Here is a 23,898-nt window from a genome sequence, read left to right on the forward strand (position 1 = left end):
CCCGCTCCTCCCACGTCCCCGACCGCGGGCGCTCCCCGCCCGCCCGGTGCCTGCCAGCACGGCCCGTTCCCGGTCCCGGGTCACATAATCTGGACACCAGACCCGCGCCCGCGCCCCATACTGCCCCACGGGCCGCTGCCGTCACCGAGAGAGGGCACCCGGCCGCCGTGGGATGATGGACGACGCCGTCGGCCTCCGCCGCGGCGGGGCGACACCGCCGCGAGGCGCACACGACCCGGACCCGACCTGTGAACGGAGCACGGTGGCACAGCCGAACTGGACCGATCCCGCGCTGATCCGCAACTTCTGCATCATCGCGCACATCGACCATGGCAAGTCGACGCTGGCCGACCGGATGCTCCAGATCACCGGTGTCGTCGAGGACCGCCAGATGCGCGCCCAGTACCTGGACCGCATGGACATCGAGCGCGAGCGCGGCATCACCATCAAGTCGCAGGCGGTGCGCATCCCCTTCACCGCCGTCGACGACAAGACCTACACGCTCGACCTCATCGACACCCCCGGGCACGTCGACTTCACCTACGAGGTCTCGCGCTCCCTGGCCGCCTGCGAGGGCGCGGTCCTGCTGGTGGACGCCGCGCAGGGCATCGAGGCGCAGACCCTGGCCAACCTGTACATGGCCCTGGAGAACGACCTCACCATCATCCCGGTGCTCAACAAGATCGACCTCCCGGCCGCGCAGCCGGAGAAGTACGCCGAGGAGCTGGCCGGGATCATCGGCTGCGAGCCCTCCGACGTGCTCAGGGTCAGCGCCAAGACGGGCGAGGGCGTCGAGGAGCTCCTCAACGAGATCGTCAACCAGATCCCGCAGCCCGTCGGCGACGCCGACGCCCCGGCCCGCGCGATGATCTTCGACTCGGTGTACGACACCTACCGCGGCGTGGTCACCTACGTCCGGGTCATCGACGGCAAGCTCAGCCCGCGCGAGCGCATCCAGATGATGTCCACCCGCGCCTCGCACGAGATCCTGGAGATCGGCGTCAGCTCGCCCGAGCCCACCAAGTGCGACGGGCTGGGGGTGGGAGAGGTCGGCTACATCATCACCGGCGTCAAGGACGTGCGCCAGTCCAAGGTCGGTGACACCATCACCGCCCTCAACCGGCCCGCGACCGAGATGCTGTCCGGGTACCGCGAGCCCAAGCCCATGGTGTTCTCGGGTCTGTACCCGATCGAGGGCACCGACTACCCGGTGCTGCGCGACGCCCTGGAGAAGCTCCAGCTCAACGACGCCGCCCTGGTCTTCGAGCCGGAGACCTCCGCCGCCCTGGGCTTCGGCTTCCGCTGCGGCTTCCTGGGCCTGCTGCACCTGGAGATCACCAGGGCCCGCCTGGAGCGCGAGTTCAACCTCGACCTCATCTCCACCGCGCCCAACGTCGTCTACCGGGTGGACATGGAGGACGGCACCGAGCACGTGGTGACCAACCCCAGCGAGTTCCCCGCCGGAAAGATCGACTCCATCTACGAGCCGATGGTCAAGGCCACCGTGCTCAGCCCCGCCGACCACATCGGCCAGATCATGGAGCTGTGCCAGGAGCGGCGCGGCGACCTCCAGGGCATGGACTACCTGTCCGAGGACCGCGTGGAGATGCGCTACACGCTTCCCCTGGCCGAGATCGTCTTCGACTTCTTCGACCACCTCAAGTCCCGCACCAAGGGCTACGCGTCACTGGACTACGAGCCCACCGGGGAGAAGGCCTCCGACCTGGTCAAGGTGGACATCCTGCTCCAGGGCGAGGCCGTCGACGCCTTCTCCGCCATCGTGCACAAGGACAAGGCCTACGCCTACGGCGTGGAGATGACCAAGAAGCTGCGCGAGCTCATCCCCCGGCAGCAGTTCGAGGTGCCCATCCAGGCCGCCATCGGCGCCCGGGTGATCGCCCGCGAGAACATCCGCGCCATCCGCAAGGACGTGCTCTCCAAGTGCTACGGCGGCGACATCAGCCGTAAGCGCAAGCTGCTGGAGAAGCAGAAGGAGGGCAAGAAGCGGATGAAGATGGTCGGCCGGGTCGAGGTGCCCCAGGAGGCCTTCATCTCCGCGCTGTCCACCGACACCGGCGGCTCCGACGACAAGAAGAAGAAGTAGTAGCAGCAGCCCCGCCCCCACGTGCTCGCACGTAGGGGAAGCGGAAGGGGGGCGCCCCGAGCCGGGGCGCCCCCCTTCCGCGTTCTCCCCGGTACCGCCTCAGCCCTTGACCGCTCCCGCGGTCAGGCCCTCGGTGATGTAGCGCTGGAGGAACCAGAACACCGCCAGGGTGGGCAGGGACAGCATGATGGCGCCCACCGCGAACATCCCGAAGTTCGCGTTGCGCTGCGAGGCCACCAGCTGGTACAGCCCCAGGCCCAGCGTCTTGGCGTCGGTGTCGCGCAGGAACACGCTCGCCATCAGGAACTCGTTGATGGTGGAGATGAACACCAGCAGGCCCACGATCGCCAGCACCGGTGTGACCAGCGGCAGCATGATCCGGAAGAACACCTGCGCGTGCGAGGCCCCGTCCATCTGCGCGGACTCGTCCAGCTCCTTCGGCACGGTGTCGAAGAAGCCCTTCATCAGCCACGTGTTGATGCTCAGCGCGCCGCCCAGGTAGACCAGCAGCAGCCCCCACCGGGTGTCGAAGCCGATCGCCGGGTAGTACTCGCCGATCGTGGAGAACATCAGGTAGATCGCCACGATCGCCAGGAACTGCGGGAACATCTGGATCACCAGCAGCCCGATCAGCCCCACCCGGCGGCCCCGGAAGCGCATGCGGCTGAACGCGTACGCGGCCAGTGCCGACAGCAGCACCGTCACGGCGGCGTTGGTGAAGGCGAAGAACAGCGAGTTCGCGTACCAGGTGGTGAACGGGGTGTTGCTGAACAGGTCGACGGCGTTGTCCAGACTGGCCCCGGTCGGCCACAGCTGCGCGCTGGACAGCGTGCCCAGCGGGTTGAGCGCCGCCGACACCACGAACAGCACAGGGAAGAGCGCGAACGCCACGACCACCAGCATCACCACGTGGCGCCAGCCGTACCTGCGGGCCCACAGGCCCAGACGGACTCCGGTACCGCGCCGGTGGGGGGCGCGTACCGCGTCCGGGGTTGCGACCGCCATCAGTCCACCTCCTTGAGGGCCTTGCTCCTGCTGAGGCTGACCACCGACATCACCGACACGATCAGGAAGATCATCACCGACAGCGCCGCCGCGTACCCGTACTGGGCGGTGGCCTCGTTGAAGGCGAGCCGGTAGGTGTAGGTGATGAGCAGGTCCGTGGCACCGGCCGTCGGGCTCTCCGGGGAGAAGGGGCCGCCCTGGGTGATCAGCCACACCGCGTTGAAGTTGTTGAAGTTGAACGCGAACGTCGAGACCAGGATCGGCGTCATCGCCACCATCAGGAGCGGCAGGGTGACGTTGCGGAAGGCCTGCCAGGGGCCCGCGCCGTCGATCTGCGCGGCCTGGCCCAGCTCGCGCGGGACGGCCTGGAGGGCTCCCGTGGCCACCAGGAACATGTACGGGTAGCCCAGCCAGACGTTGGCCAGGATCACCGCCGCCCGGGCCGACCAGGCGTCGCCCAGCCAGTCCACATCCAGGCCGAGCACCCGGTTGAACAGGCCGAAGTCGGTGTTGAACATGTCCCGCCACAGCAGGAACATCGCCAGCGAGCTCATCGCGTACGGCAGGACCACCAGGATCCGGTACACGACCCTGCCGCGCAGCCTGGGCACGTGCAGGGTGAGCGCGATCGCCAGGCCCACCACGAACACCAGGAAGGTGACGGAGGCGGCGAAGGCGATGTTCCACACCAGGATGCTGAAGAACGACGACGCGAAGGTCGGGTTGAACAGGAAGCGGGCGAAGTTGTCGAAGCCCACGCCGACCTGCCAGCCCTGGGCGAGCCGCTCCCCGTCCTCGTCGTAGAACGCGCCGCGCTCGTTGTCCGCGTGGTAGACGATCCCGGTCCCGGCGTCGGTGACGCAGTCGCACCCGGCGTCGTAGGCGCGGGTCGCGGTCCCCTCGAAGGCGGTGGACAGGCCGCTGGAGCGGATGCCCGTGCCGCTGCCGGTGGGCACCGCGAACGCCTGGAGCTCGTCGCTGCGGGCGTTGACCTGGGTGGGGGACAGGATCGTGTACCCGAAGGCCTCGGCGACCTTGCCCGAGGGCTCCACGGTCGCGCCGTCGAGCTCGGTGAGTCCCTCCTCGGTTCCGGCGTAGGCCCGGCCCTCGGGGTCGGTGAGCAGGAAGACCAGCTCACCGGTCTCGGGCGAGCCGGTGACCGCCACGGTCAGGGTGTACTCCTGGGCCCCGTCCGGGCTGCTCACCGAGTAGGCCTCGATGGAGGCGATGGCCTGTTCCTTGTCGCCCCGGTGGCCGTCGCTGAGGTTGGTCACCGAGGTGCTCATCGTGTAGAGCACCGGCAGGATCTGGAAGGTGAGCAGGAACAGCACGCCCGGGACCAGGTACTTGACCGGGACGGTGCGCTTGGACAGGTAGACCCAGTAGACGAGGCCGACCACGGCCACGACCAGGCCGATGCCCCACCAGCTGCCCGCCACGTACAGGGGCAGCACCGCCCACACGCCCAGGGCGGTGAACAGGCCCAGCAGGGCGATCTTGACCAGCTGCCCGGCCAGTGAACCGCTCCCGGCGAACCGGCCGCCCGGCAGGGGCGTGCGGGCGGGCGCCCCCGGTGAGGGAGCGCCCGCTGTCTTCTTGGACGCCACCGCTACTCGCCGATCTGCGAGGCGATCGTTTCGTGGGCGGCCTCCATGGCCTCGCGCACGTCCTCACCGGCGATGACGGCGGCCTGGGCGATGCCCAGCGGCTCCCACGTCTCGCCCATCTCCGGGATGGAGGGCATCGGCATGCCCTCGGCCCCGGCCTCGGAGATCGCGGCGATGGTGGGGTCGTCGGCCGAGACGCTCTCCAGGGCCTCGGTCTGCACCGGCATGCGGGGGTCGGCCTCGTAGAGGCTGAGGACGAAGTCGGTGTCGGTGACGTAGTTGGTCACGAACTCCTGGGCCAGGGCGCTGTTGGCGCTGCCCTCGGTGACGAAGAACGCCTGGTAGCCGATGTAGGGGCTGGCGGGCTCCTCGCCCTCGAAGCCGGGGATGGGGCTGATCTCGTAGTTGACGCCCGCCTCGTTGGCGTCGGCGACGTTCCACGGACCCGCGACGAAGAAGGGGGCCTCGCCCTCGTAGAACAGGGAGGCGTCGTTCTCCAGGGTGATGGAGCGGCGCAGCACGCCCTCCCCGGCCTCGCCGTACTCGGCGACCTTCTCCATGGCCGCGATGGACTCGTCGGTGCCCACGCCCAGGTCGGTCGGGTCCCAGTTGCCCTCCTCGTCCTGGCCGAAGAGGTAGCCGCCCGCGGAGGTGAACAGGGCGTTCATCCGGTAGGGGTCGCCCTCCTGGCCCACGGCCATGGACAGGACCTCGCTGGTCTCACCGGAGTCCTTGAGCTCGGTGCCGACCTCGACCATCTCCTCGAAGGTCGCGGGGGCGTCCGGCGCCAGGTCGGTGTTGCGCATGAGGAAGATGTTCTCCTGGGAGTAGGGAACACCGAAGAGCTGGCCGTCGTAGTTGAGGGCCTGCAACGAGGTCTCGTCCAGGCCGGAGGCGCGGTCCTGGGGCAGCTCGATGGGCTGGACGGCGCCGTTGCGCACGAGGTTGCCCGTCCAGTCGTGGGCGCCGATGAAGACGTCGGGGGCGTTTCCGGCCTGGTGGGCGTTGAGCACGTCGCCCTGGATGTCGCCGAAGGTCAGGCCCTGGACCTCGACCTCGATGCCGTTGGCCTCGGCGAACTCCTGGGCGGCCGCCTTGATGGCGTCGGCGCGCTCGGGGTCGGACCAGATGACGAGGCTGCCCTCGGCGGCGGCCTCCCCGCCCTCGTCGCCACCACTGCACGCGGTCGCCATCAGTGCGATCGCGGCGATGCCCGTGACCGCTCGTGCGCTGCGGAATCTCATGCTGTCTTCCTTCCGGGAGGCCGTGCTGAGGAGGTCGCGCATGCGTTCCGGCCGTCGAGGGCATGCGTGGTGATGTGACGCTAGCAATAACTTGCAAGCTTTGAAAGAGTTTGCGGATCTCCCGCATAAAGATGTGGAAACGCCACGGAAACGGGCGCGTGACATCGTGCGCTGGGTAGCGGTGCGGTGACCGTTCGCTGATAGATCCTGTGATGGGCAGCGATTTCGTAACACCATTGAACACGCCGTCGCGGACCACTCGAACCCGGTTCGGGTCCGGCCCGCCGCAGGGTGTCGGCGGGGAGCCTCCTCTGGAGGCGCGCCGCAGGGGGTGGGGCGGAGCGTGCCGGCGACGGCGTCCGGGCACCCGTGGGGCGCGGGCTGGTGGCGCGCCGCAGGGGGCGGGCCCTCAGGGCGACCTCAGCCAGGCACCGGTAAAGCGTGCGGGTTCCACGCCAGCCCCGGGGGAGCGGGCGGTCGTGGTGGGCACGGGCGGCGACGGTCAGCGCTGGGAGGCGGTGGCCGGCTGGGAGCACGTTCGCCCAGCGAGCTTGCCGAAGGAGATCCCCGCGCCAGCAGGACGGTGCTGACCGGCACCGGCCCGCACCGCGCGCGGTGCCGGACCCCGTGTCCGGCACCGCACGCGCGGGCTCAGCCGCTCAGCCCTTCAGCCGCTCAACCGCTCAGCCGCGCAGCCACACCGCCGTCTCGGCGGGCAGGCTCAGGGTGCCTCCGGCGGGCTCGCCGACCGGACCGCTGGCCACGAGCACCTCGCCGTCGGCAGCCAGCTCCACGGCCTCCCCGGTGAGGTTCACCGCGACGCGCACACCCGGCTCGCGCTCGAAGTACAGCACGCCGCCGGGCGCGTCCAGCCAGGCCATCGAGCCGTCGCCGAGCGCGTCCAGCTCACGGCGCAGGCGCAGCGCCTTCGTGTACAGCTCCAGCGTGGAGCCCTCCACCCCGCGCTGGGCGGCGCGCGACAGGGCGCCCCAGCCCTCGGGCATCGGCAGCCACGGAACGCTGCCCTCGGGGCCGAACCCGTACGGCGCCTGGTCGCCGCCCCACGGCAGCGGCACCCGGCAGCCGTCCCGGCCGCGGTCGGTGCGGCCCGAACGCTCCCAGGTCGGGTCCTGCAGCGAGTCCTCGGGCAGGTCGGTGACCTCGGGCAGTCCCAGCTCCTCGCCCTGGTACAGGTACACCGAACCCGGCAGGCCCAGCATCAGCAGCGTCGCCGCGCGCGCACGGCGCAGCCCCTGCTCACCGCCGCCGAAGCGGGTCACGTGGCGGGTCACGTCGTGGTTGGACAGCACCCACGTGGTGGTCGCGCCCACCGCGGTGTTGGCGGCCAGGGACACGTCGATGACCTCGCGCAGGCGCCCGGCGTCCCACGGCGCGGTCAGGTACTCGAAGTTGAACGCCTGGTGCAGTTCGTCCGGGCGCAGGTAGCGGGCCACCCGCTGGGCGTCCTCCACCCACGCCTCGGCCACCAGGGCGCGGTCGCCCGGGTACTCCGCGGCGATCCGCGCCCAGCGGCGGTAGATCTCGTGCACGCCGTCCTGGTCGAAGTAGGGCAGCGAGGTGCTGCCGTCGAGCATGTCGGCCTTGGCGTCCTCGGCGATGTCGGGCATCGCCGGGTCCTTGACCATGCCGTGCGCGACGTCGATGCGGAACCCGTCCACGCCCCGGTCCAGCCAGAAGCGCAGCACGTCGTCGAACTCGTCGTGCACTTCCTGGTTGGTCCAGTCGAAGTCGGGCTGCTCGGGGTCGAACAGGTGCAGGTACCACTGCTCGGGGGTGCCGTCGGGCCGCTTGAGGCGGGTCCAGGCCGGGCCGCCGAAGATCGACTTCCAGTTGTTCGGCGGCTCCTCCCCGTCGGGTCCCCTGCCGTCCCGGAAGACGTACCGCGAGCGGGCGTGCTCGCCGGGCTCGGCGGCCGCGGCCTCCTTGAACCACCGGTGGGCGGAGGAGGAGTGGTTGGGCACCACGTCGATGATCAGGCGGATGCCCATCCCGTGGGCGGTCTCCAGGAGGGCGTCGAAGTCCTCCAGGGTCCCGAAACGGGGATCGACGTCGCGGTAGTCGGCGACGTCGTAACCGCCGTCGGCGAGGGGGGAGACGTAGAACGGCGTCAGCCAGATCGCGTCCACGCCGAGTTCGGCCAGGTGGGGGAGGCGCTCGCGGATGCCGGCGAGGTCGCCCTCACCGTCACCGTTGGAGTCGGCGAAGCTGCGGACGTAGATCTGGTAGATCGCCGCGTCACGCCACCAGTGCGACTGAGGCTCCATCAGCGGGGGTCCTTCCCTGTGACGAGTGCAATTTCTTGCGCAAGATTACCGCCAATTTTCGGCCATGTGACGACGATCTCGACTAGAGTTGCGCCCATGGGTCCACGACTTGCCGACATCGCGCGGCACGCAGGCGTCAGCGAGGCCACCGTCTCGCGGGTGCTCAACGACAAGCCGGGCGTCGGCAGCGACACCCGCAAGGCCGTCCTGACGGCGCTGGACGTCCTCGGCTACGAGCGCCCCGCCCGGCTGCGGCAGCGCTCCGCCGGACTGGTCGGCATGGTCATACCCGAACTGGAGAACCCCGTCTTCCCGATGTTCGCCCAGGCGGCCGAGGGGGCGCTCGCCCAGCGCGGGTACACGCCGGTGCTGTGCACCCAGACCCCCGGCGGGATAACGGAGGACGAGTACGTGGAGCTGCTGCTGGAGCGCAACGTCTCCGGCATCCTCTTCGTCTCCGGGCGCCACGCCGACACCACCGCCCCCCACGAGCGCTACCACGCCCTGGTCTCGCGCAGACTCCCGATCGTGCTGGTCAACGGGTACGCCGACGCCATCCCCGCCGCCTTCATCTCCTGCGACGACCGGGAGGCCGGGCACCTGGCCGTCAACCACCTGGTCGCCCTCGGTCACACCCGCATCGGTTTCACCAGCGGCCCCGAGCGCTACGTTCCGGTCCGCCGCAAGCTCGACGGGTACCACCGGGCCCTGGCGCAGCACGGCCTGGACGGCGAGGACCTCGTGGAACTGTCGCTGTTCGGCGTGGAGGGCGGCCACGCCGCCGCCACCCGGCTGATCGAACGCGGCGTCACCGCCATGGTCTGCGGCTCGGACATGATGGCCCTGGGCGCCATCCGCGCCGCCCGCCAGCGCGGCCTGAGCGTCCCCCGGGACTTCTCGGTGGTGGGCTTCGACGACTCCCAGCTCATCGCCTTCACCGACCCCCCGCTGACCACCGTCCGGCAGCCGGTCAACGCCATGGCGCTGGCCGCCGTGCGCGCCCTGTGCGACGAGATCGCCGGACACCCCGTCTCCCACACCGAGTACGTCTTCGACCCCGAGCTGGTCGTCCGCGGCTCCACCGCCATCGCCCCCGCCAGGAACCACGCTCCCCTCACCCGGGTCGACGCCGCCCCCGCGCACGCCCGGGCGGAGCGCCCCCGGGTCTGACCGGGCCGTCCTCCCCACAGCCCTCCCCGCCTGATCCCCACACCCCGCGTCCCGTTCCGATCTCCAACCCCTGCTCCCCGATCCCGTAACCCCCGCTTCCCGGCCTCCGATCCCGCACCGCCGTACCCGGGCCCCCGCGTGCCCGACGCGGGGGACCAGGGCACACCGGCCGGTCGGCGACACTGGAGGCATGCCTTCCGTTGCCCTCGACGGCGATCCCGTACCGAGCACCGGCGAACTGCCCGGGCCGTCCCTCGCCGAACTCGGCGGGCGTCCCCTCGGGTTCTACGTCCACGTGCCCTTCTGCGTCACCCGCTGCGGTTACTGCGACTTCAACACCTACACGGCCGAGGAACTGGTCTCCCGCGACGGCACCGCCACCGCCTCCCGCGAGACCTACGCCGACCAGGCGATCGCGGAGGTCGCGCTGGCCGACCGGGTCCTGACGGGGGAGCGCCCGCCGGTCAGCACGCTGTTCGTCGGCGGCGGTACGCCCACCCTGCTGTCGGCCGAGGACCTGGGCCGCGTCGTCACCGCCGTGCGCGAGCGCTTCGGGTTCACGCCCGACGCCGAGCTGACCACCGAGGCCAACCCCGAGACGGTCACCCCCGACTACCTCGCGCGGCTGCGCGAGGCCGGGTTCACCCGTGTGTCCTTCGGCATGCAGAGCGCCCGCGAGCACGTGCTGCGGGTGCTGGAGCGCGGCCACACGCCCGGACGCCCCGAGCAGTGCGCGGAGTGGGCGCGGCGGGCAGGGTTCGAGCACGTCAACCTCGACCTGATCTACGGCACTCCCGGGGAGGGCGACGAGGACTGGCGGGCCTCCCTGGAGGCCGCGGTCTCCGCCGGACCCGACCACGTCTCGGCCTACTCCCTCATCGTCGAGGAGGGCACCCGCCTGGCCGCCCGCGTGCGCCGGGGCGAACTCGCCGAGCCCGACGACGACACGATGGCCGACCGCTACCTCATGGCCGAGGAGGTCCTCACCGCGGCCGGGTTCAGCGCCTACGAGGTGTCCAACTGGGCGCGCACCGAGCAGGGCCGCAGCAGGCACAACCTCCTGTACTGGACCGGCGGCCACTGGTGGGGCGTGGGCCCGGGCGCCCACAGCCACGTGGGCGGCACCCGCTGGTGGAACGTCAAGCACCCGGCCGCCTACGCCGCCCGCCTGGCCGCCGGGCACAGCCCCGGCCTGGCCCGCGAGGTGCTCACCGAGGAGGAGCGCCGCTTCGAACGCGTCCTGCTGGAACTGCGTGTGGAGGGCGGGTGCCCGCTGGACCTGCTCGAACCGCACGGCCGCGACGCGGCCAAGCAGGCCGTAGCCGAGGGCCTGCTGGACGCGGACGCCCACGAGGAGGGCCGCGCGGCCCTCACCCTGCGCGGGCGCCTGCTCGCCGACGCCGTGGTGCGCGACCTCACCTGAGCCACTCCGGCCGGGGCCGGACACGGCGAGGGGGCCCGGCCGACGGCCGGGCCCCCTCGCGTCCGCCGAAGCGCCGGACTACTTGATCCAGCTGACGTTGAACGGGTAGCGGTACCACTCGCCCCGGTTGGCGGCCACACCGCCGATGATGCCGAGGGCGACGGCCGCGATCCAGCAGATGAACCAGGTCAGGAACCCGATGATGACGATCATCAGGACGCTGGAGATCAGGTAGCCGATCAGGATCAGGAGCTGGAAGTTCAGCGCCTGCGCGGCCTGGTTGCGGACGAACGGCGACTCGTCCTTCTTGACGAAGAAGATGATCAGCGGCACGAGCCAGCCGATGACGCCGCCGCCCACGTGGGCGAACATCGCCATCTGGCGCTCGTCCGGACTGGGCTGGCCGGTCGTGGCCGAGGAGGGGCCGTAGGCGCCGTGCGGGGGCTGGCCGTAACCGCCCTGCTGGTAGTGGGACTGGTAGCCGCCGGTCTGCTCGTACCCGGGCTGGCCGGGGTAGCCACCGGGCTGGTTCGGATATCCGCCGGTCTGCTCGTACCCGGGCTGGCCGGGCGGGGGCGGGTAGCCGCCCTGCTGGTAGCCGGGCTGGCCACCGGTGGGGTAACCGTGCTGGGAGGGGTAGCCGCCGGAGTCCTGGCCGGGCTGCTGGCCCTGACCGTAGGGGCCCTCGGGAGGGTTGCTGGGATAGGACATGTTGGGTTCCTTCGTGCGGATGCGCTCGGACTGCGTGCGGGAGCGGATCACTTCAACAGGCGGATGCTCACCGGGTAGCGGTACCACGTCCCCTTGTTGGCGCCGTTGGCGCCCAGGACGCCGAACACGATAGCGACGATCCAGATCAGGGCGACCAGGAGGGATCCGATCCAGGACAGCTCCGGGAAGAAGATACCCAGGCCGATGAAGGCCACCCACGCGAAGAGGTAGGGGATCAGCAGGGTGAGCTGGAAGTTGGCCGCCTCGGCCGCGTGGTGGCGGACGAACGGCGACTGGTTGCGCTTGGCGAAGTAGACGGCCAGAGGCGGAATCCAACCCAGGCAGGCGATCACGAAGCCCGACAGGTGGGCGAGCATGGCCACGAGCGTGCTGTTGTCGCCGCCCGGCGCGCCCTGCTGGGGCTGGCCAGGAACGCCCGGCTGCCCGTACGCCGCGGGGGCGCCCGGGTAGGGCTGCTGCTGGCCCGGGGCGGGCTGGCCGTAGACGCCCTGCTGGGGCTGGCCGTACTCGCCCTGCTGGGGCTGCTGGGGCTGGCCGTAGGGCTGCTGACCGTACTCGGGCTGCGGGGCGTAGCCGGGCTGGGCGCCGGAGGGCTGGGCTCCCGGCGCCTGGGCGTAGCCCTGCTGTCCCTGGTCGGGCTGCGGGGCGTACGGGGACTGGGCGCCGGAGGGCTGGCCGTAGGCGGGCTGCGCCCCCGGGGTCTGGCCGTAGGCCGCCTGCTGCCCGTAGCCGGGCTGCTCGGGGGCGCCTTCCGGCGGTGCGAAACCGGGCTGCTGCTGTCCGGCCGGGGGCTGGCCGTACTCGCCCTGCTGGGGCTGGCCGTAGGGCTGCTGACCGTATTCGGGCTGCGGGGCGTAGCCGGGCTGGGCTCCAGGGGCCTGGCCGTACCCGGGCTGGGCGCCGGAGGGCTGCCCGTAACCCGGCTGGGCCCCCGAGGCCTGGCCGTAGCCCTGCTGCCCCTGCTCGAACTGCGGGGCGTACGGCGACTGCGCGCCCGAGGACTGACCGTAGGCGGGCTGGCCCTGACCGGGCTGGGGCGCGTACGGCGACGGGGCGCCGGGGGGCGGTGCGAAGTCGGGCTGCGCCCCCGGGGTCTGGCCGTAGCCCTGGTAGCCCTGGTCGGGCTGCGGGGCGTACGGGGACTGCGCACCCGAGGGCGGCTGGCCGTGGTCCTGGTCGGGCTGCGGAGCGTAGGGCGGCTGCGCCCCGGACGGCTGCCCGTAGGAGGGCTGCTGGCCGGGTTCCGGCTGCGGGGGCCGCTGTCCGTACTCCTGCTGACCGTCCTGCCCGTGCTCCGGCTGCTGTCCCCGGTGGGGATCCTCCGGGGGCGGGGGGTTCGTCGGGGTCTGGCTCATGCTCTTCCTTGGCTCCGCTGATGAGAGGGAGGTTCTGTACTACCGTGCTGTACCGACGACCGCGCGGGCCGGAGGCGGGCGACCTCGGCACCGGACACGGGGACCGGCGCCTCGCCCAGGTCAAATCCTAGGTCCTACCGCTCCTCCCGCGCGCAGCGCTCGCTAGGGAGCGTCCGGGTGCGGCCCGGTGACGAAGTCGATCAGCTCCTCCACCCGGCCGAGCAGAGCCGGCTCCAGATCAGCATAGGTACGGACCGACCCCAGGATCCGGCGCCACGCCTCTCCCGTCTCCATCCGCCAGCCCAGGGCGCTCACGACCCCCTCCTTCCAGGGCACGTCGCGCGGCACCTCGGGCCATGCCCCGATCCCCACGGAACCCGGCCGCACCGCCTGCCAGACGTCGACGTAGGGGTGCCCGGCCACCAGCACGTGCTCGCCGCGCACCCGCTCGGCGATCCGCGTCTCCTTGGACCCCGGCACCAGGTGGTCCACCAGGACGCCCAGCCTCCTGCCGGGCCCGGGTGAGAACTCCGCCACGATCGAGGGCAGGTCGTCGACCCCCTCCAGGAACTCGACGGCCACCCCCTCCACGCGCAGGTCGTGGCCCCAGACCTTCTCCACCAGTTCGGCGTCGTGGACGCCCTCCACGTAGATCCGGCTCTCCCGGGCCGTGCGCGCCCGCGCGCCCGGTACCGCCACCGACCCGGAGGCGCTGCGCAGCGGCCCCCGTGGAGCGGCGGAGGGGCGCACGAGGGTCACCGGCTCGCCGTCGACCAGGAACGCGGCGGGGGCGAGGTCGAACACGCGGCGGCGGCCGTGCCGGTCCTCCAGCGTGACGGTGGCCTTGTCCCAGGCCATCACCGCCCCGCAGAACGCCTCCTCGGCGTCCTCCACGACCAGTTCCCTTTCCAGGGGCACCTCGCGGACCGCCTTCTTCTTCGGGCGGCGCCAGTCCCCGGCGAGCACGTCGCGGCCGTAACGGCCGGTTCCCTTGGTAGCCACGGTCGTGCAGTCTACTGGTGGCGCGCGCCGGCGCCCCGTCGGCCGCGGCGCGTGCCGCGTGCCCGGCGGGAGCAGGGGCGGCACGGCCGCGCCGCGGCTTCACCACCCGCGGGTAACCGTCAGGGTTTGCGGCCGGGCGTAGACTTAGCACTGAGGACCATGGAGTGCCAGGAGGTGGCGAGTGCTGGATGAGCGCAAGCTCGCGGTCCTGCGTGCCGTCGTCGAGGACTTCGTCAACACCAACGAGCCCGTGGGTTCCAAGGCCCTGGCCGACCGGCACCGGCTCGGAGTCTCCCCGGCGACCATCCGCAACGACATGGTCGCCCTCGAGGAGGACGGCTACATCGCGCAGCCGCACACCAGTGCCGGACGCGTTCCCACGGACAAGGGGTACCGGCTCTTCGTCGACCGGCTCTCCTCGGTCAAACCGCTCTCCAGCGCGGAGCGGCGCGCCATCGAGTCCTTCCTCACCGGCGCCGTGGACCTCGACGAGATCGTCGCCCGGACCGTGCGGCTCCTCGCGCAGCTCACCCGCCAGGTCGCGATCGTCCAGTACCCGTCGCTGACCCGCTCGTCGGTGCAGCACGTGGAACTGGTCCCCCTCGGGGGTCAGCGGATCATGATGGTCGTGATCACCAACACGGGCCGGGTCGAGCAGCGCGTCATCGACGGCCTGGGAGAGGTCCACGAGGCCGCCGTCAACGACCTGCGCGCGATGTTGAACCGGGCCATCGCCGGACGCCACCTCGGCGACGTGCCCGACGCGGTGGAGGACCTGCCTCCGCAGGTGGCGCCCGAACACCGCCAGATGGCGGTGTCGGTCCTCTCCGTCCTGCTGGAGAGCCTCGTCGAGCGGCACGAGGAGAAGATCGTCCTCGCGGGGACGGCCAACCTCGCCGCCGTCGACTTCGCCGCCAGCCTCAGGGACGTCCTGGAGGCACTGGAAGAGAACATGGTCCTCATCCGTTTGCTGGGAGAGGCCAAGGACCCGTCGATGCTCACGGTGCGCATCGGCGCGGAGAACTTCCACGAGGGCCTGAGGTCCACCTCCATCGTGTCGGCGGACTACGGTGTGGGAAACCAGTCGCTCGCCAAGATCGGTGTGGTGGGACCCACCCGGATGGACTATCCGGGGACGATGGGAGCAGTACGCGCCGTGGCTCGCTATGTCGGACAGATTTTGGCAGGACAGTAACCCAGTGGCCAGAGACTATTACCAGGTTCTCGGAGTGCGTCGCGACGCGTCCAAGGACGAGATCAAGAAGGCCTACCGGCGGCTCGCGCGCGAACTCCACCCGGACATCAATCCGGACCCCGCAACCCAGGAGCGCTTCAAGGAGGTGACCCAGGCCTACGAGGTCCTCTCCGACGAGAACAAGCGCCGGATGTTCGACATGGGCCAGGACCCCTACGCGCCCGGCGGCGGCGGGGCCGGGGGCTTCGGCGGCGCGGGCGGGTTCGCCTTCGACGACATCATGAACGCCTTCTTCGGCGGCGGCCAGCCCGGCGGGCGCGGCCCCCGGGAACGGGTCCGCCGCGGGCGCAGCATCAAGATCCGCGTCGAACTCGACCTGGTGGAGACCGCGTTCGGGGTCAGCAAGGAGATCACCTTCCCCACCGCCATCCTGTGCGAGACCTGCCAGGGCGAGGGGACGGCGGCCGGTTCGCACCGCACCACCTGTGAGATGTGCCACGGACAGGGCGAGGTCTCCCAGGTCACGCGGTCCTTCCTCGGCCAGGTCATGACCTCCCGCCCCTGCCCCCAGTGCTCGGGCCAGGGCTCGGTCATCACCAACCCCTGCGGCGACTGCGCGGGCGAGGGCCGGGTGCGCGAGAAGGTCACCCGCACCGTCAAGATCCCCGCGGGCGTCGACGACGGCACCCGCATCCAGCTCGCCGGGGAGGGCGAGGTCGGCCCCAACGGCGGACCGCGCGGCGACATCATCCTGGAGATCATCCAGCGCCCGCACCCCACCTTCGAACGTCGCGGCGACGACCTGCACTGCACGGTGACCGTCCCCATGACGGCCGCCGCGCTGGGCGCCTCCTTCGCCTTCGACACCCTCGACGGCACCGAGAACATCGACCTGCGCCCGGGCACCAACTCCGGCCACGTCATCACCCTCCCCAACAAGGGCGTCAGCCACCTCGACGGCGGCGGCCGGGGCGACCTGCGCATCCGCGTCGACGTGGAGACCCCGAGCAGGCTGGACGAGGAGCAGGAGGCCCTCCTGCGCAAGTTCGCCGAACTGCGCGGCGAGGACCAGACCCCGGGACGCTTCAGTCCCGGACACGGCGGGTTCTTCTCCAAGATCCGCGACGCCTTCGGCGCCAAGTGACGCCGCCGGTCTTCCTGGTCGAGGCCGCCGACCTGGCGGCCGACCGGGTGACGGTGGACGGCGCCGAGGGCCGCCACGCCGCCGTGGTGCGCCGCATCCGGGAGGGCGAGACCGTCGACCTCTCCGACGGACGCGGTCTGCGCGCCCGCTGCACGGTGACCGCCGTGGGCGGGGACCACATCGTCTGCGCGGTGGTGGAGCGCCGGGAGGAACCGGCGCCCCGCCCCCGCCTGACCGTGGTCCAGGCACTGCCCAAGGGCGACCGGGGCGAACTGGCCGTGGAGATGATGACCGAGGCCGGAGCGGACGCGGTCGTGCCCTGGGCGGCGGAGCGCTGCGTCACCCGCTGGAAGGGCAACCGCGCCGCCAAGGCGCTGGCCAAGTGGCGTGCGACCGCCCGCGAGGCGGCCAAGCAGGCCCGGCGTGCGCGGCTGCCCGAGGTGGCCGACCTCGCCGACCGCACCGCCGTGGTCGAACTGCTGGCGGGGGCGGACCTGGGCGTCGTGCTGCACGAGGACGGCGCCAGCCGCCTGTCACAGCTGGAACCGCCTGTCGGACAGGACGCCGACGTCGTCGTGGTGGTCGGTCCCGAGGGCGGCTTCTCCGACGCCGAGCTGGAGGCGTTCGACGCCGCGGGCGCGGTCCGGGCGCTGCTGGGGCCGAGCGTGCTGCGCACCTCCACCGCCGGGGTCGCCGCCCTGTCGGTGCTCCAGGCCCGCACCGGCCGCTGGTAGGGCGCACGGACCGACGCTGAACACACGGGAGGCGCCCGAACGCGTCCGGGCGCCTCCCGTGTGTCTGTGTCCAGCGGGTGACTCCTGCGCGGGACCGGCCCCGGCGTGTACGGGGACGGACCCTCCGTGAGGGGCGTGTCAGCTGCTGGGAGCCGTCTTGGCGCCGTTGTCGCCTCCGGTGGTGCCGGTGCCGCCCGTGCCGGTTCCGTCGCCTCCGGTCTCGCCGCCGGTGCCGTCGCCGCCGGACGGCTCCTCACCACCGGTTCCGCCGCCGTCGCCGCCGCCCTCCTCGCCGGTGGACCCGTCGCCGGTGCCGCTGCTCGGCTCGTCGCTGGGCTCGCACTCCTCCTCGGAGGCGGCCTTCTCGCCCTTCTCCCCCTCGGAGCTGGACGGGGCCGGGGAGGCGGGCTCCTCGGGCGTCGGACACGTGGTGGCGGCCGTGACGCCCTCCTCGGAGGGAGCGGGCTCCTCCTCGTCGTCCTCCGGGGTGGGGGAGGAGGCCGGGTCGCGCGGCGGCTCCTCCTCCTGCTGGGTGGTGCCGTCCACGGAGCCGGTGGAGGGGTCCGGAGCGATCACACCGCCGCCCTCGCCCTCCTCCTCGGCGGGCGCGCCCTCGCGGTCGGCGCCCGCGGGGACGATCTCCAGCACGTGGTCGCGGACCTGGGGGCTGGAGATGACCACGGACCCGGCGATCAGGGCGGCTCCCGCCACCGCCACCGCCGGACGTAGCCAGGGCATACCGAACCAGGCCGAACCGCGGCTGCGCTCAGTGCGCTCACGGATCAGGTTCAACGCCTCGGGAGAGGTCGTGACCGTGTCGGCCTCGGCCTTGAGCAGGTGGCGCAGCTGCTCCTCGAACGGATCGTTCGTGGGGTTCGTGGGGCTGGTCATGTCGTTTGCTCCAGAACAGAGCGGAGCGCGGAGATACCGCGGGACGTGTGGCTCTTCACCGCGCCCCGGCTGATCCCCATGGCGTCCGCGATCTGTGCCTCGGACAGGTCGCCGTAGTACCGGAGCACGATGGCCTCTCGCTGACGGGTGGGTAGTTTGCGCAGGGCGCGGATGACGGCTTCGCGCTCCAACAGGCTCAGCGCGCCGTGTTCCGCGCTGGGGGCGTCGGGCAGGGCCTTGGGCGCGTGCTTCTCCACGACCGCCCTGTGGCGGAGTACGGACCGGGCCTTGTTCACCACGGCCTGGCGCAGGTAGGACAGGGCCTTGTTCGGGTCGCGCAGGCGGCGCCACGCTCCGTGCATGGCGACGAACGAGTCCTGGACGACCTCTTCCGCGGTCGCGTGGTCGCGGACCAGCAGGGCGGCGAGCCGAACGAGCGGACGGTAGTGCTCCCGGTAGAGCTCCGTCACGGCGTGGTCGGCGTCCCACTCCACCGAGAGCGGTGCCGTGGTGGCACCGGCCACCATGGTTTCTGTCGTCACATCAGTTCGACGCACACCCTTGTCGCGGGGTTTACGAAAGGGCATACCTCTTCTTTTCCAGGTAGACGTGCGTTTCAATCCGAACACGCGGGAATATGGCCGGGGCCGGACGGAGCCGACGACCTGACGCGCACGGGTGGAAAGCCTATCGCGCCCGGGGCGCCGGGCGTCGCCGAATCCGCTCGCCCACAGTGCCTCCCAAGCCCTCCGCCGCGGGCCCGCCCGACGGCGACCTGCGGCATCATGGTCCCGGACGAACCCGATACGGCGGCCCTTTCGGCGGTCGCGCAGACGCAAAAAAAGGTGAGCGATGGCCCAGGACGACTGTCTTTTCTGCAAGATCGTGAAGGGGGAGGTGCCCGCCGAGATCGTGCGCGAGAGCGAGCGCGCGGTCGCCTTCCGCGACATCAACCCCCAGGCGCCCACGCACGTGCTGGTCATCCCGCGCGAGCACCACCCCAACGCCGCCGAGGCCGCGGCGGCGGACACCGGCCTGCTCGACGAGATCGTCCGGGTGGCGCACGAGGTGGCCGTGGACGAGGGCGTCGCCGACCAGGGCTACCGGCTGGTGTTCAACACCGGCAGCGGCGCCGGGCAGACGGTCTTCCACCTCCACGGGCACCTGCTCGGCGGCCGCGGGCTCAACTGGCCCCCCGGGTAGGAGGCGCGCGAACCGGTCCCGCGCGCGGACGCCGACGCCCCCGACCCCACTCCTCCCGCACGTTGTCCACAGGCGGAAATAACGGATCGAGTCGGGCGGAGGCGCCTTGGTAGACTCGTCGCTGTGGGCTTCGAGGGTTCGGTGTGACCATGGGGAACACCGGCGCGCAAGCTCCGACCGGGCGCCGTCCGCGGCGCCGGGACCGTCCACCAGGTGCGCCTCCCGCAGGGGTCGGGAAGGCGCCCGACCGAAGGGTAGGGACAGCGGCCGCACGGCCTCACCATGTCCGAGACAACGCACACGCACCCGCCACGGGACACCCAGGTCAAGGTCGTGGTGCCCGACGAGCACACGATGGTCAGCCTGCTGGGCTCCAGGGACGAACTCCTCAGGGCGTTGGAGCGGGCCTTCGACAGCGACATCCACGTGCGCGGCAACGAGTTCACCATCAGCGGCTCCCCGGAGGAGACCGCCGTCGTGGTCCGCCTCGTCGAGGAGCTGATCGAACTCGCCAAGAGCGGCACCCACGTCACCCCCGACACCATCGAACGCATGGTCCACATGCTGCGCTCGCCCGGTGCCGAGCGCCCCGCGGACGTGCTGACCACCAACATCCTGTCCAACCGCGGCAAGACCATCCGTCCCAAGACGCTCAACCAGAAGCGCTACGTCGACACCATCGACCAGCGCACGGTGGTGTTCGGCATCGGCCCCGCCGGTACCGGCAAGACGTACCTGGCCATGGCCAAGGCGGTCAAGGCGCTCCAGGACAAGGAAGTCAACCGGATCATCCTCACCCGCCCCGCGGTGGAGGCCGGTGAGCGGCTGGGCTTCCTGCCCGGCACCCTCTACGACAAGATCGACCCCTACCTGCGCCCGCTCTACGACGCCCTGCACGACATGCTCGACCCCGACTCCATCCCCAAGCTCATGGCGGCGGGGACCATCGAGGTCGCGCCGCTGGCGTACATGCGCGGCCGTACCCTGAACGACTCCTTCATCATCCTGGACGAGGCCCAGAACACCTCGCCCGAGCAGATGAAGATGTTCCTCACCAGGCTCGGGTTCGGCTCCAAGATCGTGGTCACCGGTGACGTGACCCAGGTCGACCTGCCCGGCGGGCAGACCAGCGGTCTGCGCACCATCGAGTCCATCCTGAGTGACATCGACGACATCGCCTTCTGCCGCCTGAGCAGTGAGGACGTCGTCCGGCACAAGCTGGTCGGCAAGATCGTGGACGCCTACGGGCGCTACGACGCCGCCCAGGGCGACGCCCGGGACGGCAGGGGGTCCGCCGGGGGCGGCCGCTCCCGCCGCGGGTCCGCGCGCCGCGTCGCCCCCGACACCCCGGCGGAGCCGGGGAGCGCCGGCGACGGGGAACAGGCAGACTGAGACAGGGGTGTTCCGCCGAGGGCCTTCGGACCCGACACGGCCCGAGGAACACGACCTCACGGCGTTCGAACCGGTGGGCCCGCCGCAGGCGGGTCCACCGGTTCGGTTGCCGAGGGCGCGCCGGACCGGCGCGCCGCACCACCGGCCGGGCACTCCGCCCGGCCCCGCGATCCCTAGGTAAGGCAGCCGCAACCATGAGTATCGACGTCGCCAACGAGTCCGGCGTCACCACCGTGGACGAGGAGAGGCTCTCCCGTCTGGCCCGTCACGTGCTCGACGCCATGCGCGTCCATCCGCTGGCCGAGCTGTCCGTCGTGCTCGTGGACGAGGAGCCGATGGCCGACCTGCACGTGCGGTGGATGGACGAGCCGGGCCCCACCGACGTGCTCTCCTTCCCGATGGACGAACTGCGCCCCGGCGGCCCCGGCCGCACGAGCGAGCCGGGCGTCCTGGGGGACGTGATCATCTGTCCGCAGGTCGCCGAGCGCCAGGCGGAGAAGGCCGGGCACGGCACCGAGGCGGAGATCGACCTGCTGTGCACGCACGGCATCCTGCACCTGCTGGGCTACGACCACGCCGAGCCCGAGGAGCACAAGGAGATGTTCGGTCTCCAGGGCGAGATCCTCGCGGCCTGGCGCGAGCGCGAGGCGGCCGGGGCCGAAGGGGATGAGAGCGCCCGATGACTCCGTCGGCCTGGCCTGACATCGCCCCGTTGACCACCGGTGAGCCCGTGGAGTGGATCAGCGCGTTCGCGGTGGCCCTGGTGCTGACCGCCGTCGCGGGCTTCCTGGTGGCCGCGGAGGTCGCCGTCACCCGTGTGATGTCGGTGGGCCTGCCCGAGGCGAGTTCCGGTGAGCGCGTGGCCAAGTCCGGGCGCCGCTGGGAGCGGGTGTCGGCGGACCCCACCCGCCACCTCAACGTGCTGCTGTTCCTGCGCGTGGTGTGCGAGGTGTGCGCGGTGCTGGCCGCCGCCGTGGGCATGGTGTTCCTGCTGGGGCTCGGCTGGCCCGCACTCGGGTTGACCGCCGCGGCGATGGTCGTGGTGGAGTCGGTGCTGATCGCGATCGCGCCGCGCATCCTCGGCCGCCAGTTCTCCGGGGCCTTCGCGCGCGCCAGCGCGGCGGTGGTCTACCCGGTCCAGGTCGTGGTGGGCCCCATCGCCCAGCTGTTCGTGGGGGCGGGTCGCGCGCTCACCCCGCGCGCCAAGGGCGACCGCGAGGGCCCCTTCAGCACCGAGGTGGAGCTGCGCCAGCTCGTGGACCTGGCCGAGCGGGGGGAGGTCATCGACCCCGAGGAGAGCCAGATGATCCACTCGGTGTTCAAGCTCGACGACACGCCCGTGCGCGAGGTGATGGTGCCCCGCCCCGACATCGTGTTCACCAGCCGCGAGGCCGACGCCGACGCGGTGCTGACCCTGGCGCTGGCCAGCGGTTACTCGCGCATCCCGGTGACGGGTGAGGACGAGGACGACGTGGTCGGCATCGTCTACCTCAAGGACCTGGTGTACCAGCTGCGCGACCGCTGGGCGGCGGCCGCGGGCACCGACGACGAGGTGCCGCTCACCGCGGGCGACGTGATGCGCCAGGCGAACTACGTCCCCGACACCAAGCCCATCGACGAGCTGCTGCGCGAGATGCAGCAGCAGCGCAACCACGTCGCGGTGGCCATCGACGAGTACGGCGGCACGGCGGGCCTGGTGACCCTGGAGGACATCGTGGAGGAGATCGTCGGTGAGATCACCGACGAGTACGACCACGAGATCCCGCCGGTGGCCTGGCTCGACGCGGACCGGGTGCGGGTGACCGCCCGCCTGCCGCTGGGCGAGCTGGACGAGCTGTTCCCGGACCGGGACCTGGACGTGGCGGACGTGGAGACCGTCGGCGGACTCGTGGCGTTCGTCCTGGGCCGGGTGCCCGTGGGAGGGGACCGGGCCGAATACGCTGGTCTCCGACTGACCCTCGAGGGCAAGAGCAGCCGCCGGAGCCGGATGACCACGGTCCTGGTGGAGCGCCTGCCCGCCGACGCCGAAGGGGCGCCGGAGGAGGACAACGACGACGTGAGGAGCACGGAGCAGTGACGGAGACGACGGGGCTCGGCCCCGAGGACGGCAAGCTCATCACGCTCGCGCGGGCCTCCCGGGCCCGCAACGCGGCGGCGGAGGGCGCGGCGGTGCGCGACGAGACCGGGCGCACGTACGTGGCCACGACGGTGTCACTGCCCTCGCTCCGGCTGTCCGCGCTCCAGGCGGCCGTGGCCGCGGCGGTCTCCGGTGAGGCCACCGCGCTTGAGGCCGCCGTGGTGGTCACCGAGGCCGCGGAGCTGACCGAGGACGACCGCGCGGTGGCGGAAGACCTGAAGACCCAGGTGGTGGTGATCGCGGCCCCCGACGGGGTGCCCGCGAGCATCACCCGGAGCTGAGAAGGACCCATGAACGAGCTCGACCTGGAGAAGCTGCGCCTACCGCTGGAGATGCCCTCCCACCCCGAGGGCTTCCGCAGCGGTTTCGCGTGCTTCGTGGGCCGCCCCAACGTGGGCAAGTCCACCCTGATGAACGCGCTGGTCGGGCAGAAGGTGGCGATCACCAGCAACCGGCCCCAGACCACGCGGCGCACGGTGCGCGGGATCGTGCACCGGCCCGACGCGCAGCTGATCATCGTGGACACGCCCGGCCTGCACAAGCCGCGCACCCTGCTGGGTGAGCGGTTGGACTCGCTGGTGCGGTCCACCCTGGTCGAGGTGGACGTGATCGCGTTCTGCCTGCCCGCCAACGAGCCGATCGGGCGGGGCGACACCTACATCGCCAAGGAGCTGGCGGAGCAGACCAACACCCCCGTGGTCGCCCTGGTCACCAAGACCGACCTGGTGGACCGGGACGCCGTGGGCCGTCACCTGATGGCGGTGAACGAGCTGGGCGACTGGGCCGACATCGTCCCGGTCTCGGCCCAGGGGGGCTTCCAGCTGGAGACCGTCACCGACGTGCTGTGCTCGCACCTGCCGGAGGGGCCGCCGCTGTACCCGGACGGCGACCTCACCGACGAGCCGGACGAGATGCTGGTGGCGGAGCTGGTGCGCGAGGCCGCCCTGGAGGGTGTGCGCGACGAGCTGCCGCACTCCATCGCGGTGGTCGTGGACGAGATGTACGAGCGCGAGAACACCCGCCCGGGCAAGGAGCTGGTGGACATCTACGCGTCGCTGTACGTGGAGCGCTCCAGCCAGAAGGCGATCGTGATCGGGTCCAAGGGCTCGCGCCTGCGCGACGTGGGTTCGCGGGCCCGCAAGCAGATCGAGGCCCTGTTGGGCCGACGGGTGTTCCTGGACCTGCGGGTGCGGGTGGCCAAGGACTGGCAGCGCGACCCCAAGCAGCTGCGCAAGCTGGGCTTCGACCAGCCCACCTGACGGGCTGACCTCGGGG

21 protein-coding genes are annotated in these 23,898 nt (G+C 71.5%); 12 read left to right on the plus strand and 9 right to left on the minus strand.

What is annotated here, in order from left to right:
* Window positions 1-262 precede the first annotated feature (262 nt).
* Complete coding sequence (gene lepA, locus UIS43_RS25200) at window positions 263-2,104, plus strand: translation elongation factor 4 (RefSeq protein ID WP_013151743.1); 1,842 nt, start codon at window positions 263-265, stop codon at window positions 2,102-2,104.
* 99 nt (window positions 2,105-2,203) lie between these two features.
* Here lepA and UIS43_RS25205 read toward each other — a convergent pair whose 3' ends face one another.
* The 4 genes from UIS43_RS25205 to UIS43_RS25220 all read right to left on the minus strand — a co-directional run bounded on the left by UIS43_RS25205 (window position 2,204) and on the right by UIS43_RS25220 (window position 8,245).
* Window positions 2,204-3,109, minus strand: a complete 906-nt coding sequence (locus UIS43_RS25205; protein WP_013151744.1) for a sugar ABC transporter permease — start codon at window positions 3,107-3,109, stop codon at window positions 2,204-2,206.
* On the minus strand, window positions 3,109-4,716 hold the full coding sequence (locus UIS43_RS25210; RefSeq protein WP_358168771.1) for an ABC transporter permease subunit: 1,608 nt from the start codon (window positions 4,714-4,716) through the stop codon (window positions 3,109-3,111). The genes UIS43_RS25205 and UIS43_RS25210 overlap by 1 nt, the downstream gene beginning before the upstream one ends.
* A gap of 2 nt (window positions 4,717-4,718) precedes the next feature.
* Complete coding sequence (locus tag UIS43_RS25215) at window positions 4,719-5,960, minus strand: maltose ABC transporter substrate-binding protein (protein ID WP_071623148.1); 1,242 nt, start codon at window positions 5,958-5,960, stop codon at window positions 4,719-4,721.
* 683 nt (window positions 5,961-6,643) lie between these two features.
* Window positions 6,644-8,245, minus strand: a complete 1,602-nt coding sequence (locus tag UIS43_RS25220) for a glycoside hydrolase family 13 protein (protein ID WP_013151747.1) — start codon at window positions 8,243-8,245, stop codon at window positions 6,644-6,646.
* Between the two features lie 96 nt (window positions 8,246-8,341).
* Here UIS43_RS25220 and UIS43_RS25225 point away from each other — a divergent pair, with 96 nt between their 5' ends.
* Both UIS43_RS25225 and hemW read left to right on the plus strand, forming a co-directional pair.
* Window positions 8,342-9,415 carry a LacI family DNA-binding transcriptional regulator gene (locus UIS43_RS25225; protein WP_071621567.1) on the plus strand — a complete coding sequence of 358 codons (1,074 nt, stop codon included), beginning with the start codon at window positions 8,342-8,344 and terminating at the stop codon, window positions 9,413-9,415.
* A 190-nt stretch (window positions 9,416-9,605) separates the two neighbouring features.
* Window positions 9,606-10,838, plus strand: coding sequence for a radical SAM family heme chaperone HemW (hemW, locus tag UIS43_RS25230; RefSeq protein WP_370011932.1), 1,233 nt, complete (start codon window positions 9,606-9,608; stop codon window positions 10,836-10,838).
* A 78-nt stretch (window positions 10,839-10,916) separates the two neighbouring features.
* Here hemW and UIS43_RS25235 read toward each other — a convergent pair whose 3' ends face one another.
* The 3 genes from UIS43_RS25235 to UIS43_RS25245 all read right to left on the minus strand — a co-directional run bounded on the left by UIS43_RS25235 (window position 10,917) and on the right by UIS43_RS25245 (window position 13,927).
* On the minus strand, window positions 10,917-11,549 hold the full coding sequence (locus UIS43_RS25235; protein WP_013151750.1) for a DUF4870 domain-containing protein: 633 nt from the start codon (window positions 11,547-11,549) through the stop codon (window positions 10,917-10,919).
* Window positions 11,550-11,596: 47 nt separating this feature from the next.
* Window positions 11,597-11,926, minus strand: a complete 330-nt coding sequence (locus tag UIS43_RS25240) for a DUF4870 domain-containing protein (protein WP_041553046.1) — start codon at window positions 11,924-11,926, stop codon at window positions 11,597-11,599.
* Between the two features lie 1,161 nt (window positions 11,927-13,087).
* On the minus strand, window positions 13,088-13,927 hold the full coding sequence (locus UIS43_RS25245; protein WP_370011933.1) for a DUF3097 domain-containing protein: 840 nt from the start codon (window positions 13,925-13,927) through the stop codon (window positions 13,088-13,090).
* A 181-nt stretch (window positions 13,928-14,108) separates the two neighbouring features.
* Here UIS43_RS25245 and hrcA point away from each other — a divergent pair, with 181 nt between their 5' ends.
* From hrcA to UIS43_RS25260, 3 genes are read left to right on the plus strand one after another with little or no spacing between them, the layout of a single operon-like run.
* Window positions 14,109-15,122 (plus strand): heat-inducible transcriptional repressor HrcA, encoded by a 1,014-nt coding sequence (gene hrcA, locus UIS43_RS25250; protein ID WP_013151753.1) that lies wholly within the window; start codon window positions 14,109-14,111, stop codon window positions 15,120-15,122.
* Window positions 15,123-15,126: 4 nt separating this feature from the next.
* Window positions 15,127-16,266 (plus strand): molecular chaperone DnaJ, encoded by a 1,140-nt coding sequence (dnaJ, locus tag UIS43_RS25255; protein WP_013151754.1) that lies wholly within the window; start codon window positions 15,127-15,129, stop codon window positions 16,264-16,266.
* Window positions 16,263-17,000, plus strand: coding sequence for a 16S rRNA (uracil(1498)-N(3))-methyltransferase (locus tag UIS43_RS25260; protein ID WP_370011934.1), 738 nt, complete (start codon window positions 16,263-16,265; stop codon window positions 16,998-17,000). The genes dnaJ and UIS43_RS25260 overlap by 4 nt, the downstream gene beginning before the upstream one ends.
* Before the next feature lie 138 nt (window positions 17,001-17,138).
* On the opposite strand, the gene UIS43_RS25265 is transcribed toward UIS43_RS25260, so the two are convergent.
* Both UIS43_RS25265 and UIS43_RS25270 read right to left on the minus strand, forming a co-directional pair.
* Window positions 17,139-17,891, minus strand: a complete 753-nt coding sequence (locus tag UIS43_RS25265) for a hypothetical protein (RefSeq protein WP_370011935.1) — start codon at window positions 17,889-17,891, stop codon at window positions 17,139-17,141.
* Window positions 17,888-18,418 carry a SigE family RNA polymerase sigma factor gene (locus tag UIS43_RS25270; RefSeq protein WP_013151757.1) on the minus strand — a complete coding sequence of 177 codons (531 nt, stop codon included), beginning with the start codon at window positions 18,416-18,418 and terminating at the stop codon, window positions 17,888-17,890. Before UIS43_RS25270 ends, UIS43_RS25265 begins: the two co-directional genes overlap by 4 nt.
* A gap of 325 nt (window positions 18,419-18,743) precedes the next feature.
* Here UIS43_RS25270 and UIS43_RS25275 point away from each other — a divergent pair, with 325 nt between their 5' ends.
* The 6 genes from UIS43_RS25275 to era all read left to right on the plus strand — a co-directional run bounded on the left by UIS43_RS25275 (window position 18,744) and on the right by era (window position 23,882).
* Complete coding sequence (locus tag UIS43_RS25275) at window positions 18,744-19,094, plus strand: histidine triad nucleotide-binding protein (RefSeq protein WP_013151758.1); 351 nt, start codon at window positions 18,744-18,746, stop codon at window positions 19,092-19,094.
* Window positions 19,095-19,376: 282 nt separating this feature from the next.
* Window positions 19,377-20,486 (plus strand): PhoH family protein, encoded by a 1,110-nt coding sequence (locus tag UIS43_RS25280; RefSeq protein ID WP_013151759.1) that lies wholly within the window; start codon window positions 19,377-19,379, stop codon window positions 20,484-20,486.
* A 194-nt stretch (window positions 20,487-20,680) separates the two neighbouring features.
* Window positions 20,681-21,169, plus strand: coding sequence for an rRNA maturation RNase YbeY (gene ybeY / locus UIS43_RS25285; RefSeq protein ID WP_013151760.1), 489 nt, complete (start codon window positions 20,681-20,683; stop codon window positions 21,167-21,169).
* Entirely contained in the window at window positions 21,166-22,563 is a 1,398-nt protein-coding gene (locus UIS43_RS25290) for a hemolysin family protein (RefSeq protein ID WP_013151761.1), read from the plus strand. The genes ybeY and UIS43_RS25290 overlap by 4 nt, the downstream gene beginning before the upstream one ends.
* Window positions 22,560-22,904 (plus strand): hypothetical protein, encoded by a 345-nt coding sequence (locus UIS43_RS25295; RefSeq protein WP_013151762.1) that lies wholly within the window; start codon window positions 22,560-22,562, stop codon window positions 22,902-22,904. Before UIS43_RS25290 ends, UIS43_RS25295 begins: the two co-directional genes overlap by 4 nt.
* Before the next feature lie 9 nt (window positions 22,905-22,913).
* A complete protein-coding gene (era, locus tag UIS43_RS25300) occupies window positions 22,914-23,882 on the plus strand; it encodes a GTPase Era (RefSeq protein ID WP_013151763.1) in 969 nt (322 codons plus the stop codon).
* The last annotated feature ends 16 nt before the right edge of the window (window positions 23,883-23,898 follow it).

The sequence above is a fragment of the Nocardiopsis sp. LDBS0036 genome (genome assembly GCF_041228755.1).
In the GTDB taxonomy this organism is placed as follows: domain Bacteria; phylum Actinomycetota; class Actinomycetes; order Streptosporangiales; family Streptosporangiaceae; genus Nocardiopsis; species Nocardiopsis dassonvillei.

What these genes read in the sequence shown, in the direction of transcription:
- UIS43_RS25215 (WP_071623148.1), bottom strand. Translation starts at nt 5,960, where the DNA reads ATGAGATTCCGCAGCGCACGAGCGGTCACGGGCATCGCCGCGATCGCA.
- UIS43_RS25270 (WP_013151757.1), bottom strand. Translation starts at nt 18,418, where the DNA reads ATGGTGGCCGGTGCCACCACGGCACCGCTCTCGGTGGAGTGGGACGCC.
- UIS43_RS25225 (WP_071621567.1), top strand. Translation starts at nt 8,342, where the DNA reads ATGGGTCCACGACTTGCCGACATCGCGCGGCACGCAGGCGTCAGCGAG.
- hemW (WP_370011932.1), top strand. Translation starts at nt 9,606, where the DNA reads ATGCCTTCCGTTGCCCTCGACGGCGATCCCGTACCGAGCACCGGCGAA.
- ybeY (WP_013151760.1), top strand. Translation starts at nt 20,681, where the DNA reads ATGAGTATCGACGTCGCCAACGAGTCCGGCGTCACCACCGTGGACGAG.
- UIS43_RS25280 (WP_013151759.1), top strand. Translation starts at nt 19,377, where the DNA reads ATGTCCGAGACAACGCACACGCACCCGCCACGGGACACCCAGGTCAAG.
- UIS43_RS25220 (WP_013151747.1), bottom strand. Translation starts at nt 8,245, where the DNA reads ATGGAGCCTCAGTCGCACTGGTGGCGTGACGCGGCGATCTACCAGATC.
- UIS43_RS25290 (WP_013151761.1), top strand. Translation starts at nt 21,166, where the DNA reads ATGACTCCGTCGGCCTGGCCTGACATCGCCCCGTTGACCACCGGTGAG.
- era (WP_013151763.1), top strand. Translation starts at nt 22,914, where the DNA reads ATGAACGAGCTCGACCTGGAGAAGCTGCGCCTACCGCTGGAGATGCCC.
- UIS43_RS25275 (WP_013151758.1), top strand. Translation starts at nt 18,744, where the DNA reads ATGGCCCAGGACGACTGTCTTTTCTGCAAGATCGTGAAGGGGGAGGTG.
- UIS43_RS25265 (WP_370011935.1), bottom strand. Translation starts at nt 17,891, where the DNA reads ATGACCAGCCCCACGAACCCCACGAACGATCCGTTCGAGGAGCAGCTG.
- UIS43_RS25240 (WP_041553046.1), bottom strand. Translation starts at nt 11,926, where the DNA reads ATGCTCGCCCACCTGTCGGGCTTCGTGATCGCCTGCCTGGGTTGGATT.
- UIS43_RS25235 (WP_013151750.1), bottom strand. Translation starts at nt 11,549, where the DNA reads ATGTCCTATCCCAGCAACCCTCCCGAGGGCCCCTACGGTCAGGGCCAG.
- UIS43_RS25205 (WP_013151744.1), bottom strand. Translation starts at nt 3,109, where the DNA reads ATGGCGGTCGCAACCCCGGACGCGGTACGCGCCCCCCACCGGCGCGGT.